Here is a 15315-nt window from a genome sequence, read left to right as displayed (position 1 = left end):
ACGACCCGGTGGCGGCGGCCTACGCGGACCGCGTGATCTTCCTCGCCGACGGCCGGATCGTGGACGACATGGCCGACCCCACCGCCGACCGGGTGCTGGAGCGCATGAAGGGCTTCGACGCCAGGGGCCGGGTCAGCTGACCCGTACCCGCAGCCCGTCCACCGCCCTTCTCCCACAGGACTGACGATGTTCCGTACCGCCGTGCGCAATGTGCTCGCGCACAAGGCCCGGCTGCTGATGACCGTCCTCGCCGTCATGCTCGGCGTGGCCTTCGTCTCCGGCACCCTGGTCTTCACCTCCACCCTCTCCGACGCCACGCAGAAGAGCTCCCAGAAGGGCTTCTCCGGCGTCGACGTGGCCGTCCAGCCGCACCGCTCGGACGCCGCCGACGCCAGGCCGGGCAAGGCCCCCGGGCTGAGCCAGGCGCTGCTCGACCGGGCCGGCAAGGTCCCCGGCGCGGCCGGCGCCACCGGCACCGTCGAGGGCTTCACCGCCATCGCCGACAAGAGCGGCAAGCTCGCCGGCAACGGCGCCGGCTCGAAGGGCCGCAACTACTACCCCGGCCCGGACGGCAAGGACGCCCGCTTCCCGATGACGTCCGGGACCGCGCCCAAGGGGCCGCACCAGGTCGCCCTGGACTCCGGTACCGCCGAGCAGACCGGTTACCGGGTCGGCGACACCGTACGGCTGTCCGTCGACGGGCCGGTCCGCGAGGCGAAGGTCTCCGGCATCTTCACCACCGACGACGGCGCGGTCGCCGCGGGCGGCAGCCTCGCGCTGTTCGACACCGCGACGGCGCAGAAGCTGTTCGCCGCGCCCGGCGAGTTCAGCGAGATCGACGTGAAGGCCGCGCCCGGCACGTCCCAGGACGCGCTGAAGTCGGCGGTCGACAAGGTGCTGCCGGGTACCGCCGAGTCCGTCACCGGCAAGAAGATGGCCGACGACCAGGCCGAGATGATCGCCAAGAGCATGGACAACATGAAGACCGGCCTGCTGGTCTTCGCCGGCATCGCGCTCTTCGTCGGCATCTTCATCATCGCCAACACCTTCACCATGCTGGTCGCCCAGCGCACCAAGGAACTGGCCCTGATGCGCGCGGTCGGCGCGAGCCGCCGCCAGGTCACCCGCTCGGTGCTCATCGAGGCGTTCGTGGTCGGCGCGGTCGCCGCCGTCACCGGTCTGCTGGCCGGTATCGGCATCGGCGCCGGGCTGCGCGCGCTGACCGGTGCGCTCGGCACCGTCCCGGACGGCCCGCTGGTCGTCGCCCCCTCGACCGTCGTCACCTCGCTGCTGGTCGGCATCGTGGTGACGGTGCTCGCCGCCTGGCTGCCGGGCCGCCGCGCCGCGAAGATCCCGCCGGTCGCCGCGATGAACAGCGTGCACGCCGCGGCCACCACCAAGTCCCTGGTGGTACGCAACGCCATCGGCGCGGTCCTCGCCGCCGCGGGCATCGCCTGCGTGCTGGGCGCCACCGCGATCGGCGCCGACGGCAAGGGCCTGATGGCGCTCGGCGCCGGGCTGCTCCTGATCGGTGTCTTCGTCCTGACCCCGCTGCTGTCCCGCCCGCTGATCGCGGCCGCCGCGCCCGTCCTGCGCGCCTTCGGCGTCTCGGGCAAGCTGGCCCGGCAGAACGCGGTGCGCAACCCGCGCCGTACGGCCGCCACCGCCTCCGCCCTGATGATCGGCCTCACCCTGGTCACCGGCCTGACCGTGATCGCGGGCAGCGTCCAGAAGGGCGTCGACAAGATGGCGACCGACGCCCTGAAGGCGGACTACGTCGTCGGCATGGCCACCATGAGCCCGCTCTCCCCCGACGTGGCGAAGAAGCTGGCGGCCGACCCCCAGGTGACCGCCTCCAGTCCGCTGCGCAGCGCCGCCGCCCGGGTCGGCGGCGAGACGGAGTACCTGACCGGGGTCGACGGCAAGGCGATCGGCGAGCTGACGAACCTGAAGTTCACCGCGGGCTCCTTCGACGGGCTCGGCACCCCGGAGGCGAACCGGGCGGTCGTCGACAGCGCCACCGCCAAGCAGCACGGCTGGCAGGTCGGCTCGTCCTTCGCGACGACCTTCGAGGACGGCAGGAAGGGGCGGCTCACCGTCTCCGGTGTCTTCGAGGGCAACGACATGCTGCACGGCATCCTGCTGGACACCTCCGTGCTGGCCCCGCACCAGAAGAAGCCCGCCGACATGCGGGTGCTGGTCAAGACGAAGGACGGCGCGTCCGAGGCCACCAAGGACTCCCTGGTCGAGACGCTCGGCAAGAACCCGGCGATCTCCGTGCAGGACAAGAAGGACGTGTCCGAGAGCATCGCGAAGATGATCAATCTGATGCTGAACATGCTCTACGGGCTGCTCGCCATGGCCGTGGTCGTCGCAGTGCTCGGCGTGGTCAACACCCTGGCGATGTCGGTCTTCGAGCGGCAGCAGGAGATCGGCATGCTGCGGGCGATCGGCCTGGACCGGTCCGGCATCAAGCGGATGGTGCGGCTGGAGTCGCTGGTCATCGCGCTGTTCGGCGGGGTTCTCGGCATCGGCCTGGGCGTCTTCTTCGGCTGGGCGGCCGGTGAGCTGATCGGCTCCTCGATGGCCACGTACGAGCTGGTCGTCTTCCTGGCGCTCGCCGCGGTGGTCGGCATGCTGGCCGCGCTGTGGCCGGCCCGGCGGGCCGCGAAGCTGAACATGCTGGCGGCGATCAAGGCCGAGTAGCGGACACCGTACGGAAGGGCCCCGGTGCCCGGACCGCGCGAGGCGGCCGGGCACCGGGGCCCTTCCTGTGCCGTGTCAGCCGCGCCACTCACGGGCGCGCAGCGGCAGCCCCGAAGTGCCGGGCTCCGGCGTGCGGACGGCCAGGACCTGGTTGACCCCTATCTTGTTGCGCTCGAAGGACAGCGCGGAGGCGGCCATGTACAGCCGCCACACCCGGGCCCGGCCCGGCGACGTCAGGCGGACCGCTTCCTTCCAGTGCGCCTCCAGATTGGCCACCCAGGCGCGCAGCGTCAGCGCGTAGTGCTCGCGGATCGCCTCCACGTCCCGCACCTCGAACCCGGCGTCCTCCAGCTGCCCGACGGTGCGGCCGACCGGGGCCAGCTCGCCGTCCGGGAAGACGTACCGGTCGATGAACTCGTCGACGTGGTAGGAGTCCTCGTCCGCCAGCGGGCGGCGGGCGATCTGGTGGTTGAGCAGCCGCCCGCCGGGCTTGAGCAGCGCGTACAGGTCGGCGGCGTACTCGGCGTAGCGGGCGCGGCCGACGTGCTCGGCCATGCCGATGGAGGAGATCGCGTCGAACGGCTCGTCGTGGACCTCGCGGTAGTCCTGGACGCGGATCTCGATACGGTCCGCGAGGCCGGCCTCGGCGACGCGCTTGCGGCCGTAGGCGGCCTGCTCCTCGGAGAGGGTGATGCCGACGACCCGTACGCCGTACTCGCGGGCGGCGTGCAGGGCCATCGAGCCCCAGCCGCAGCCCACGTCCAGCAGCCGCTGCCCCTCCTCCAGGCGCAGCTTGCGGCAGATCAGGTCCAGCTTGTCGCGCTGGGCCTCCTCCAGGGTGGCGTCGGGGCTCTCCCAGTACGCGCACGAGTAGACCATCGAGGGGCCGAGCACCAGCTCGTAGAAGTCGTTGCCCACGTCGTAGTGGTGGCTGATGGCTTCCTTGTCCCGGCGCAGGGTGTGCAGCGGCCCGTGGCTCTTGGGTGCCTCTTCGGCGGGCGGCTTGGGCGGTACGGGGAGGCCCGCCAGGGTCACCAGTTCGCGGGCGGCGGCACGGATCTCCGGCTTGGCCAGCGCGCGCAGGGCGGCGGCCCGCCGGGGCTTCTCGGCCGACGTACCGCGTTCCCAGATCAGCCCCGACAGCAGATCCAGGGCCTTGTACAGATCGCCCTCCACGTCGATGTCACCGGCCACCCAAGCGCGCGCGAGGCCCAACTCGCCCGGCTTGAACAGGAGGCGGCGCAGGGCGCGGCGGTTGTGTATCACCAGCACGGGTGCTCCCGGCGGGCCGTACTCGCTGCGGTCCCAGGCGCGGATGCGGATCGGGAGCGGGGCTCCCAGCACTTCCTCGGCGAGCTTGGAGAGCCGTCCAGCGGCGTCGGCCATGTCGCACACCTCCGTGTTGACGGGAAGGGCGAAGAAGTTTCACCCACCACGTAAACGCCGTTCGGGAGTCCCGGTAGTCCCGCTCGTTCGTAAGGGAACAGCAAAACGGCCGCGGGGCGCCACAACGAATACGCCGAAGGGGCGGCCGCACCACGGATGGCAGCCGCCCCTTCGGCGGTGGTGTACGGGGTGACGCGCGCCGGACGGCGTCATCCCAACGGGAAGGTCAGGAAGCCTTGGCCTTCGCCTTGTCGTTGTTGTCGGCGTTGTCGGCCTTCGCCTTGTCGTCGGCCGCGGCGGCGGGCGCCGGGGCCGGCTTGGCGGCCTCGTAGAACTCCTCGCGCGGGTTCTCCATCGCACCGAGCGAGGTGATCTCGCGCTTGAGGAACATGCCGAGGGTCCAGTCGGCGAAGACGCGGATCTTGCGGTTGAAGGTCGGCATCGCCATGCCGTGGTACGCGCGGTGCATGTACCAGGCCAGCCGGCCCTTCAGCTTGATCTTCGTCTTGCCGAGGACGATCATCGCGACGCCCTTGTGCAGACCCAGGCCCGCGACCGCGCCCTTGTTGGCGTGGCTGTACTCCTTCTGCGGGAAGCCCCGCATGCCGGAGATCACGTTGTCGCCGAGGACCTTGGCCTGGCGCAGCGCGTGCTGGGCGTTCGGCGGGCACCAGGCGTTCTCGTTGCCCGCCTTGCGGCCGACCAGGTCCGGGACCTGGGCGTTGTCGCCCGCGGCCCAGATGTAGTCGGTGCCCTGCACCTGGAGGGTGGCCTGCGTGTCGACGTGACCGCGCGGGCCCAGCGGCAGACCGAAGCGCGAGAGCGCCGGGTTCGGCTTGACGCCGGCGGTCCACACGATGGTGTTGGAGTCGACCTCCAGGTCGTTGCTCAGCACCACGTGGCCGTCGACGCAGGACTTGGTGCTGGTGCCGAGGTAGATCTCGACCCCGCGGCTCTCCAGGTGCTCCTTGCCGTAGGCGCCGAGCTTCGGGCCGACCTCGGGCAGGATCTTGTCCGCGACGTCGACCAGGATGAAGCGCATGTCCTCGCGCTTGACGTTCTTGTAGTACTTCGCGGCGTCGCGGGCCATGTCCTCGACCTCGCCGACGGTCTCCGCACCGGCGAAGCCGCCGCCGACGAAGACGAAGGTCAGCGCCTTGCGGCGGACCTCCTCGTCGGTCGTGGAGTCGGCCTTGTCGAGCTGCTCCAGCACGTGGTTGCGCAGGCCGATGGCCTCCTCGATGCCCTTCATGCCGATGCCGTTCTCGGCGAGGCCGGGGATCGGGAAGGTGCGGGAGACCGCGCCCATGGCGATGACCAGGTAGTCGAAGGGCAGCTCGTACGCCTCGCCGACCAGCGGCGCGATCGTGGCGACCTTGCGGTCCTGGTCGATCGTGGTGACGCGGCCGGTGAGGACCTCCGCCTTCGGGAGCACGCGTCGCAGCGGCACCACGACGTGGCGGGGAGAGATGCTGCCGGCCGCAGCTTCAGGGAGGAAGGGCTGGTACGTCATGTACGAGCGCGGGTCGACGACCGTGACCGTCGCCTCGCCGTACCGCATCTTCTTGAGGATGCGGCGTGCCGCGTACAAACCTACGTACCCACCGCCTACAACGAGGATCCTGGGACGCTCCGTGGTGCTCATGCAATCGAGTATCCACCCCCACTCGGAGCACCCCTCGTGAGCCCCTTCACAAGGTTGCGGGGGGCGTCTGCTACACTCCGCGCCTTCGTGATCGACGCCATAGCTCCAGAGGGGAACCACCGTACCCTCCGAAGCGTTGGACACCCTTGTTGATCAGGGATTGCGACCTCGGGAACGGCTGGACCACCCGTCCCGTAAGGATCTCTTTAACACCGCTGAAACCACACATTTTTGCGGCGCCAGGGGCCTACGGCCTCAGAAGTAGGGCCTGGTGCCCGGTTTGTGCGCCCGGTGGGCGGTTTTTTCATGTGAAGAGTTTCACGAAGTTTTTCGCGGAAGGGGGCCTTCAGCGGCCCTGAAGGGGTCTGGAGGGCCCTGGACGGGGCGGCCGGAGGGTGCTCCGGCGCCGCCCGGACGCCGGGCACCCGGGCGGCCGTCCCGCACGGCTTACGCGCAGCTCCAGGCGATCCCGTCCAGGATGTCGTGCTCCGAGACCACGACCTCCTCGGCGCCGATCCGTTCCATGATCGACAAGAGGACGAGGGCCCCCGCCGCGATGACGTCCACCCGGCCCGGGTGGATGGCCGGGATCTTGGCGCGCTCCTCGTGGGTGGTGGTGAGGAGGCGCTGGGTGATCTCGCGGACCTGGGAGAGGGGGATGCGGGAGTGGTGGATGGCGGCGGAGTCGTACTCCGACAGGTTCAGGGCGATGGCGGCGACGGTGGTGACCGAGCCGGCCAGGCCGACCAGGGTGCGGGCCTCGGCGAGGGGAACGGTTTCCGCTGCCTGGTCCAGGGCCCGGGCGAGGTCGGCCTTTATGGCGGCGACGCGGTCCTCGCCGGGCGGATCGGCGATGATCCTGCCGTCCTGTACGAGGTGGCGTTCGGTCATACGGACACAGCCGATGTCCACGGAGCGGGCGGCGCGTACGGCGTCCGAGCCGAGGACGAACTCGGTGGAGCCGCCGCCGATGTCGACGACCAGGTAGGGCGTCGCCAGGTCGGTGCGGCCGGTCAGTTCCTTCGTGGCCCCGGTGAAGGAGAACTCGGCCTCCTGGTCGCCGGTGATCACCTCGGGCTCGACGCCGAGGATGTCCCGCACACCGCGTACGAAGTCGTCGCGGTTCTCGGCGTCGCGGGAGGCGGAGGTGGCGACGAAGCGGAGCTTCTCGGCCCCCAGCTCACGGATGATCCCGGCGTACTCGCGGCAGGCCGCGAAGGTGCGCTCCAGCGCCTCGGGGGCCAGCCGGCCCGTACGGTCCACGCCCTGGCCCAGGCGCACGATCGTCATCCGGCGGTCCAGGTCCTTCAGCTCGCCGGTCGCCGGGTCGAGGTCGGCGACGAGCAGGCGGATGGAGTTGGTGCCGCAGTCGACGGCGGCGACGCGCCTCATTCGCCTTCTCCTTCGCCCGGCTCCTGGCAGGGGGTCACGCACGGGCCCTTGCGCCACCACTGCGGCAGCATCGCCAGCGCCTCGTCGCCGAGCGGGTTGACGCCGGGGCCCGCCGCCAGCGAGTGGCCGACCAGGACGTGCAGGCACTTGACCCGGTCCGGCATGCCGCCCGCGCTGGGGAAGCCCTGGAGCTCCTCGATCTCGTCGCGGCGCCGGATGTAGTCCTCGTGGGCGGCCCGGTACTTCGCGGCCAGCTCCGGGTCCCGGCCCAGCCGCTCGGTCATCTCCTTCATCACGCCGTTGGCCTCCAGCGTGCCGATCGCGGAGGCCGCGCGCGGGCAGGTGAGGTAGTAGAGCGTGGGGAAGGGGGTGCCGTCCTCCAGGCGCGGGGCGGTCTCGACGACGTCCGGCTGCCCGCAGGGGCAGCGGTGCGCGATGGCGCGCAGGCCGCGCGGCGGGCGGCCGAGCTGTTCCTTGAAGGCCGCGATGTCCGCCTCGGTCGGTTCGGTGCGCTCGGTCTGCGGCGGGGGCATGCGGTGTTCAGACACGGACATGATGCTTTCGGTTGTGTGGTGGTGCCGGGCTGGTGGGCGGGGCGGCTCAGGCGCCCCGGCCAGGCTACTTGTCGGCGGCGTCGAGGCCGTTCCAGATGTTGTCGTACCAGGGCCGTTCCGCGGCGCCCTGGCCCGTGCGCCGCTTCCCGTCGCCGGAGCCGTCCTGGACGATGTAGCCGGTCTCCCCCGGCATGACGTAGTGCAGATGCAGCCGGGCCTGCTGCCGTACGTACTCGGGGTCCTGCCAGCGGGCCTTCTCGTCGCGCAGTTCGTCGGCGCGCTGCCCGGCCCGCTCGGCCTGGCGGCGCTGGTCGGCGATCTCGGCGCGCTGCGAGATGTACTGCCGGGTGGGGTAGGCGAGGGCGACGACCAGGGAGCACAGGACCAGGGCGAGCAGCGCCGCGCGGCCGGTCAGGCGGCCGCGGCGGCGCGGGCGGGCGCGCTGGACGCGGGCGGCGGCCTGCTCGCCGAGCGCCTTGAGCCGGGTCGCGGTGGAGAACCGTTCCGCGGACACGTCGCCCTCCCTGGGTGAGCGGCCCGGGCCGGTGCGGCCCGGAGCACGTACGTCCCCGGCAACGGTACGGGACCGCCGCCGGGGACGTACGTCATTGACTGCCGCCGGGGCCGCGCGGCCCCGGAAGGATCAGCCCGATCAGCCCTTGCTGTGCCTGTCAGTCCGCAAGGCGGAAGCGCGGGAAGGCGGAGCGGCCCGCGTAGACCGCCGCGTCGTCGAGGATCTCCTCGATGCGCAGCAGCTGGTTGTACTTGGCGACGCGCTCGGAGCGGGCCGGGGCGCCGGTCTTGATCTGGCCGCAGTTGGTGGCGACGGCCAGGTCGGCGATGGTGACGTCCTCGGTCTCGCCGGAGCGGTGCGACATCATGCACTTGAAGCCGTTGCGCTGGGCCAGCTCGACGGCGTCCAGGGTCTCGGTCAGCGAACCGATCTGGTTGACCTTGACCAGCAGGGCGTTGGCGGAGCCCTCCTCGATGCCGCGGGCCAGGCGCTCCGGGTTGGTCACGAACAGGTCGTCGCCGACCAGCTGCACCTTGGTGCCCAGGCGGTCGGTGATGACCTTCCAGCCGTCCCAGTCGTCCTCGAACAGCGGGTCCTCGATGGAGACCAGCGGGTAGGCGTCGACCAGCTCCGCGTAGTACGCGGTCATCTGCTCGGCGGTGCGCTGCTGGCCCTCGAACTCGTAGACGCCGTCCTTGTAGAACTCGGAGGCGGCGACGTCCAGCGCGAGCGCGATGTCCTGGCCGGGGGTGTAGCCGGCCTCCTTGATGGCCTCCAGGATGAGGTCCAGGGCCTCGCGGTTGGAGCCGAGGTTCGGGGCGAAGCCGCCCTCGTCGCCCAGGCCGGTGGCCAGGCCCTTGCTCTTCAGCACCTTCTTGAGGGTGTGGTAGACCTCGGCGCCCCAGCGCAGCGCCTCGGAGAAGGACTCCGCGCCGATCGGGGCGATCATGAACTCCTGGATGTCCACGTTGGAGTCGGCGTGCGAGCCGCCGTTCAGGATGTTCATCATCGGGACCGGCAGCACGTGGGCGTTCGGGCCGCCCAGGTAGCGGAACAGCGGCAGGTCGCTGGCCTCGGAGGCGGCGTGCGCGACGGCCAGGGAGACGCCCAGGATGGCGTTGGCGCCGAGCGAGCCCTTGTTGTCGGTGGCGTCCAGGTCGAACATGGCCTGGTCGATCAGGCGCTGCTCGGTGGCGTCGTAGCCGACCAGCTCCGGGCCGATCTGCTCGATGACCGCGAGGACGGCCTTCTCCACGCCCTTGCCCAGGTAGCGGTTCGGGTCCCCGTCCCGCAGCTCGATGGCCTCGAAGGCGCCGGTGGAGGCGCCGGACGGAACGGCGGCACGGCCGGTGCTGCCGTCGTCGAGGCCGACCTCGACCTCGACCGTGGGATTGCCTCGCGAGTCGAGGATCTCGCGAGCTACGACGACGTCGATGGACGGCACGTTGTCTCCTTCATGGGTGTCTGGAGTTCTGCAGCACGAGCCTAACGGCCTCCCGGGGTTCCGCTCGCCGCCAGCCCGGCCCTTGGGACGAAAACACCCGCAAAGGCCCTGTTCACGGGACGTACGGGCGCAATGTTCGCTGTACGGGGAAGTGGGCGCGTGGGTGGTACGGGCCCGCTGCGGAGCCGGGCGGCCGGCGGAAAGGGAGAAGCCCCGCCGCGGCGCGTGCGGGGGTTCACACGCCGTGGCGGGGCGGTCTCACGGGATGAGCGGATTCCCGGTGCGAGCGGCCCGGCCCCGGGCGCGTGCCGTTCCGTGCGTACCGCCGTACGTACGGGGCGACACGGTCACCCGGGGGCCGTCGGGTTTCAGCGGGCTCAGACGGCCAGCTTCTGACCCGGGAAGATCAGGTTGGGGTTGCCGCCGATGACGGACTTGTTGTTCTCGTAGACCGACTTCCAGTTGGTGCCGTGGGAAGCGGCGATCTTGGCGAGGGTGTCACCGGACTTGACGGTGTAGTTGCCCTTGGGGTTCGACTTCGGCGTCGACTTGTGGGACGGGGCCGGGGTCTTGCGGGCCAGCTCCTCGCCCTGCTTACGGGCCTCGGACCGCGAGGAGTGCTGCGGCGCCGAGTAGGAGCGCTTCGACTTGTAGGACTTGTGGGAGCCCTGCGAGGAGCCGCCCTCGGCCGTGGCGTTCGAGTTGCCCTTGCCCAGGTGGCCGCCGGCGCAGGTCCAGGCGCCCGGGCCCTGGATGGCGAGCAGGCGCTCGGCCGCGGCGATCTGCTGGCTCTTGGAGGCCATGTCGGCGCGCGGGGCGTACTTGGTGCCGCCGGCGGCCTTCCAGCTGGAGTTGGTGAACTGCAGGCCACCGTAGTAGCCGTTGCCGGTGTTGATCGACCAGTTGCCGCCGGACTCGCACTGGGCGACGGCGTCCCAGTTGTTCGCGGCGGAGGCAGAGGTGGCGCCCATCAGCGGGACGGCCACAGCGGCACCGGCGACACCGGCCAGCGTGGCGACGCGGACGGCCTTGGAGGGACGGCGGTGCTTGCCCTTGGTGTTCAGCATGGTTCGTTTCCTCACCGACGCCTACGAGGTGAGCTGTCGGGTTCGGGCTGTGAGTGGCCCGGCCGCGTGAGCTTCCACGCGGCTTCACCCCAAGCCGGCTGTCCCGCTTCCGCGGGCGGGGCCGGCGACTTACCTTGGGTCCCCCGCTCCTGCCTTCGGCGCTGTCGCGACGTATGACCTCCGGCCACCGGCAGGATTCGGCGTGTGGCTGAAGGGCCCGCTTTGGCGAGCGATGAAGACGGTAAACACGAACGGCCCGCCGGTTCAAACCCCTACATCTGAGGCCAGTTGACCCTCAGACATCACAGGATCATCACATTTCCGCAGGTCGTCGCAGGTTTGGAAACAACGGACAGGGCGGACGGCGGGTTGCCGAACGAGATCCATGTCTCACTTTCACCAAACCGGTCAATTACTTACGAACCACTCGGTTCGGCGGTCAGATCAAGGCGCTGGCCAGGGTGGATGAGGTCCGGATCGCCCCCGATGACACCTTTGTTGGCCTTGTACAGCGCCGGCCAGCCCCCGGAGACCCCGCGGTCCTCGGCGATAACTGACAGGTTGTCACCCGGCCGCACGGTGTAGTCGCCGGGCGACGCCGGGTCCGTACGGTGCGCGTCACCGCCGCGCGACGGGTGCTCCCCGCCGGACCGGCCCGCGTCACCCGTGCCTCCGGTGCCCGTGGCGGGCCCCTCGTCCTCGCTGGGCTTGCCGCGGTGCTTGCCGCCCGGGGACGGAGGTGTGGTGGGCTCCGTGGCCTTGTCGCCGCCGGGAGTGGCCGGGTCGTCCGTACGGCCCGTACCGGACGGGTCCGGCGTACGGGACGCGTCGCCGCTGCGGGACGGGTCGGTCGGCGACGGCTTCGGCTCCGGGGTCCGCGTGCCGCCGGGCTCGGGCGTCCGGGACGGCTTGCCGGAGCCGGAGGGCGACGGCTCGGCGGGAGTGGAGGGGGAGGGCCTGGAGGAAGGGGCCGACGAGGAGGGCTCCGGCGACGGGGTGGTGCCCGGGTCCACGTCCGGTCTGCCACCGCCCTTCTTGAGCCCCGCGTTCACCGCGCAGCTCGGCCAGGTGTCCGGCCCCTGCGCGGCGAGGATCGACTCGGCGACGGCTATCTGCTGCGAGCGGCTGGCCAGGTCGGGGCGCGAGGCGTACGCCCCGCCGCCGTTCTTGTCCCACATCTCCTGGGTCAGCTGGAGGCCGCCGTAGAAACCGTTGCCGGAATTGGCGCTCCACACGCCACCGCTCTCGCACTGCGCGACCCGGTCCCAGGTGGCGGCGTCGGCCGCCTGCGCGTCGGCGGCGGCGAGCAGGGGCATGGCGAGGGCGCCGCCGGCGACTCCCGCCGTGACGAAGATGGCCGGAGCCTGACGGGGGCGACGGTGTCGGCCGGTCCCGGAGCGCATGCGGTTGCCTTTCGAGCGGCGGTTGAGTTGTCGTCGAAAGGCCGGGACCGTGGGCCGCACGGCCCGCCCCGGCCTTTCAGACGGATGAAAGTAGCGGTGCGGCCCGCTCGTCACAAGCCGGTGTAGCGGAGATCACGCTCAGGTCACGGCCTGACGTGGCGTCACTTCCGTACGGGGTATGGCGTCACTTCCGTATAAGCGGAACCATCACTTCCGTACGGGTGTGAACCCCACCGGCAGGGCTCGCAGCCCCCGCATGATCAGTCCGCCGCGCCACCGCAGATCGTCCGGGTCGGCGGCGAGTTCCAGGTCCGGCAGCCGGGTCAGCAGCGTGGCGATGGCGGTCCGGCCTTCGAGGCGGGCCAGCGGCGCGCCCAGGCAGTAGTGGATGCCGTGGCCGTAGCCGAGGTGCTGGTTGTCGCGGCGGGTCAGGTCCAGTACGTCCGGTTCCGCGAAGCGCCGCGGGTCGCGGTCGGCGGCGGCGAGCACGACCAGGACCGGGTCGCCCTCGGCGATGCGCTGCCCGCCCAGGGTCAGGTCCCTGGTCGCGAAGCGCCAGGTGGCCAGCTCGACCGGGCCGTCGTAGCGCAGCAGTTCCTCGACCCCGGCGGCGAGCAGCTCCGTATCGCCCGCCGCCGCGGCCTTCTGGAGCAGTTCGCGCTGGTCGGGGTGGCGCAGCAGCTGGTACACGCCGTTGCCGATGAGATTGACGGTGGTCTCGAAGCCCGCGAACAGCAGGATGAAGGCCATCGCGGCGGCCTCGTTCTCCGTCAGGTGCTCACCGTGGTCGGAAGCGCGGATCAGACCGGAGATGAGGTCGTCGGCCCCTTCCTCCCCCAGGGCCTCGCGCTTGCGGTGGATCAGCTCGGCGAGGTAGCCGCGCATCTTCTTCACCGACCGGGCGACGCCGCCGCGCGGCCCGCCGCCGTGCCGGATCATCATCCCGGCCCAGTCGCGGAAGTCGTCCTGGTCCTCGCGCGGGACGCCGAGCAGGTCGCAGATGGCGTAGATGGGGAGCGGGAAGGCGAACTCGTGGATGAGGTCGGCCTCGCCGCGCTCCGCGAAGGAGTCGATGAGCGCGTCGGTCAGTTCCTGTACGCGGGGCGCGAACCGGGCGATACGGCGCGGCGTGAACGCCTTGGAGACCAGGCGGCGCAGCCGGGTGTGGTCCGGCGGGTCGATGTTGAGCAGGTGCGTCATCAGGTTGGCGCCGCGCTCGCCGGGGATGCCGACCTTGCCCTTGCCGTGCGCGGCCTCGCTGTGGTGCACCGGGTTCTTCGACAGCCGGGTGTCGGCGAGCGCCTGCCGCGCGTCCGCGTACCGGGTCACCAGCCAGGCTTCGACACCGCTGGGCAGCCGGGTGCGGTGTACGGGCGCGTGCTCGCGCAGCCAGGCGTACGCCGGGTACGGGTCGGAGGCGAACTCCCACGTGAACAGTTCCGGGCAGGGCGGGACGGCCGCCGGTCCGTGGCCGGACACGGGGCAGGCGGTGCCGGGCGCGGCGGGGGCCGCGGGCTGTTCGTCGGAAGGGTGTGGGGTCTGCTGGCGCACCCCTCGACGTTAACCCCCGCCGAACGAGCCGCTGTGCCCCTCCTGCCAGCGCTTGCGCTCCCGGTTCTGGTCCTCGCCGTGGCGGGTGGGCGCGTTGCCGTAGTCCGGCAGCTCGTGCGGGGTCAGCCGGTGGTCGCCGTCGCGCGGCACCTCGTTGGGGTCGCGCAGCTCGCTCTCGTACCCGGTCGGGTTCTTGGGCGGCGTCGGCTGGGTCTCCGGCTCGGGCGGGTCGGGTTCACGGTCCCGGCGGCGCCTGCCGTAGACCACGGCGAGGATCAGCCCCAGGACGATGACGATCCCGGCGACCAGCGGACCGGTGCCGACGACCATGTCCCGGGTGAAGTCCACGGCCTGCTGCACAGAGCCGATGTCCTGGGCCGGTGTGGCCGAAACGATCGTTGCTGTCATTTGACCCGGGTACCCGGGTGGGCGGGGACGATGCGCGGGCGGCGGCCGGTAGCGGACCGTCCGGCCGGTACGGGGGCGAAGGCGCAGGTCAGCGGTGGTCTGCTGGGCAGTTGGTCAGATGCGCTGAGCGATCGGATCGCCGGCCGGGCAGCCGGTCAGGTGCCTTGAGCAACCGGACCGCCGATCAGGTGCTCTGAGCAACCGGTACGGTCGGCATCCGGTCCGGCTCCGGGGCCGAAGGGTCCACGCCCAGCGCTGCCAGAAAGGCCGCCGCCGCGGGCGAGGGACCCAGCCGGTTCCATACGACGCGCTCGACCCGGGCGGGGGCGTTGCGGACACGCACCACGCTCAGCCCGGTCAGCTCCGAGGCGAACGCCTGCGGCACCATGCCGATGCCCAGCCCCGCGCGGACCAGCTTGGCCAGGAACTCCACGGTGGTCACCTCGAAGGCCACCTCGGTCGTCAGGCCCGCCGCGCGGAACGCCTCCTCCCGTTGGCGGCGGGCCGCCGAACCGGCCGTGAAGTCCACGAAGGTCTCCTCGGCGAGCCGCGGCAGATCCGTCCACTCCCGGCCCGCCAGCGGGTGGCCCGGCGGTACGACGGCCACCAGCTCGCCGTGGGCCAGCGCCCGTTCCCGTACGCCCTGGCTGCGGGCGCCCGGCACCAGGCCGACGAAGGCGACGTCCAGCGTGCCCTGCCGGACCTGCTCGATCAGCTGCTCGCTCATCTCCATGCGCAGACTGATCCGCACCTGGGGATAGCGGGCGCGGTAGGCGCCCAGCTCACGGGCCAGGTCGACGGCCGCGACGGTGGAGATCGCGCCCACCGCGAGCCGGCCGCGTACCTCGCCGGCCGCCGCCTCCACCTCGGCGCGGGCCCGGTCGGCCGCCTCCAGCGCCTGCCGGGCGACCGGCACGAACGCCTCGCCCGCGGCCGTCAGCCGCACGCTGCGGCTCGTACGGTGGAAGAGCCGGGCGCCGAGCTCCTTCTCCAGGCGGGCGATCTGGTGGCTGAGCGCGGACTGCACCACATGGCAGCGCTCGGCGGCCCGGGTGAAGCCACCGGTCTCGGCGACCGCGACCACGTACCGCATCTGTTGCAGCTCCATACCGCGAGCGTAGCCAGCGCCCCGCCGCCGACCGTCGATCGCGGTTCACGATGGGTGGGATGACAACTATGTGTTGGACTCATCGACCGGTGCCGCGGAGGCTGAGGGACGGAGCAACACCGACGGGGTGGCGCGCA

General features: G+C 71.4%; 12 protein-coding genes, 1 pseudogene and 1 riboswitch. Of the genes and pseudogenes, 2 read left to right on the top strand and 11 right to left on the bottom strand.

The features are described from left to right. Positions 1–140 (top strand): annotated as a pseudogene (locus ADK86_RS14250) (ABC transporter ATP-binding protein); the annotation flags it as partial. A 46-nt stretch (positions 141–186) separates the two neighbouring features. Continuing rightward, on the top strand, positions 187–2706 hold the full coding sequence (locus ADK86_RS14245) for an ABC transporter permease (RefSeq protein ID WP_053696931.1): 2520 nt from the start codon (positions 187–189) through the stop codon (positions 2704–2706). 75 nt (positions 2707–2781) lie between these two features. On the opposite strand, the gene ADK86_RS14240 is transcribed toward ADK86_RS14245, so the two are convergent. From ADK86_RS14240 to ADK86_RS14190, 11 genes are all read right to left on the bottom strand, one after another. Beyond that, positions 2782–4092, bottom strand: coding sequence for an SAM-dependent methyltransferase (locus tag ADK86_RS14240; protein ID WP_053696930.1), 1311 nt, complete (start codon positions 4090–4092; stop codon positions 2782–2784). Between the two features lie 226 nt (positions 4093–4318). After that, a complete protein-coding gene (locus ADK86_RS14235; RefSeq protein WP_053696929.1) occupies positions 4319–5737 on the bottom strand; it encodes an NAD(P)/FAD-dependent oxidoreductase in 1419 nt (472 codons plus the stop codon). A 447-nt stretch (positions 5738–6184) separates the two neighbouring features. Next, the gene (locus tag ADK86_RS14230) at positions 6185–7129 is read right to left on the bottom strand and encodes a Ppx/GppA phosphatase family protein (protein ID WP_053696928.1); all 945 of its coding nucleotides are present in this window, start codon (positions 7127–7129) and stop codon (positions 6185–6187) included. Next, a complete protein-coding gene (locus ADK86_RS14225) occupies positions 7126–7662 on the bottom strand; it encodes a DUF501 domain-containing protein (protein WP_053696927.1) in 537 nt (178 codons plus the stop codon). The genes ADK86_RS14230 and ADK86_RS14225 overlap by 4 nt, the downstream gene beginning before the upstream one ends. A gap of 85 nt (positions 7663–7747) precedes the next feature. Then, on the bottom strand, positions 7748–8197 hold the full coding sequence (locus ADK86_RS14220; RefSeq protein ID WP_030593780.1) for an FtsB family cell division protein: 450 nt from the start codon (positions 8195–8197) through the stop codon (positions 7748–7750). A 157-nt stretch (positions 8198–8354) separates the two neighbouring features. Then, on the bottom strand, positions 8355–9641 hold the full coding sequence (gene eno, locus ADK86_RS14215) for a phosphopyruvate hydratase (RefSeq protein ID WP_053696926.1): 1287 nt from the start codon (positions 9639–9641) through the stop codon (positions 8355–8357). Between the two features lie 377 nt (positions 9642–10018). Further along, positions 10019–10708 (bottom strand): transglycosylase family protein, encoded by a 690-nt coding sequence (locus ADK86_RS14210; protein ID WP_053696925.1) that lies wholly within the window; start codon positions 10706–10708, stop codon positions 10019–10021. Between the two features lie 3 nt (positions 10709–10711). After that, a riboswitch (cyclic di-AMP (ydaO/yuaA leader) is annotated at positions 10712–10921 on the bottom strand. Positions 10922–11124: 203 nt separating this feature from the next. Beyond that, the gene (locus ADK86_RS14205) at positions 11125–12111 is read right to left on the bottom strand and encodes a transglycosylase family protein (RefSeq protein ID WP_053696924.1); all 987 of its coding nucleotides are present in this window, start codon (positions 12109–12111) and stop codon (positions 11125–11127) included. A gap of 207 nt (positions 12112–12318) precedes the next feature. After that, positions 12319–13590 carry a cytochrome P450 family protein gene (locus ADK86_RS14200; RefSeq protein ID WP_199834403.1) on the bottom strand — a complete coding sequence of 424 codons (1272 nt, stop codon included), beginning with the start codon at positions 13588–13590 and terminating at the stop codon, positions 12319–12321. Between the two features lie 81 nt (positions 13591–13671). Further along, entirely contained in the window at positions 13672–14070 is a 399-nt protein-coding gene (locus ADK86_RS14195) for a DUF6479 family protein (protein ID WP_234317710.1), read from the bottom strand. 184 nt (positions 14071–14254) lie between these two features. Then, positions 14255–15178, bottom strand: a complete 924-nt coding sequence (locus ADK86_RS14190) for a LysR family transcriptional regulator (RefSeq protein ID WP_053696922.1) — start codon at positions 15176–15178, stop codon at positions 14255–14257. Positions 15179–15315: the final 137 nt, after the last annotated feature.

The sequence above is a fragment of the Streptomyces sp. NRRL F-5755 genome (assembly GCF_001279365.1).
Classification (GTDB): domain Bacteria; phylum Actinomycetota; class Actinomycetes; order Streptomycetales; family Streptomycetaceae; genus Streptomyces; species Streptomyces rimosus.
The sequence above is the reverse complement of the archived record's forward strand: the minus strand, read 5'-3'. Positions and strand labels throughout refer to the sequence as shown.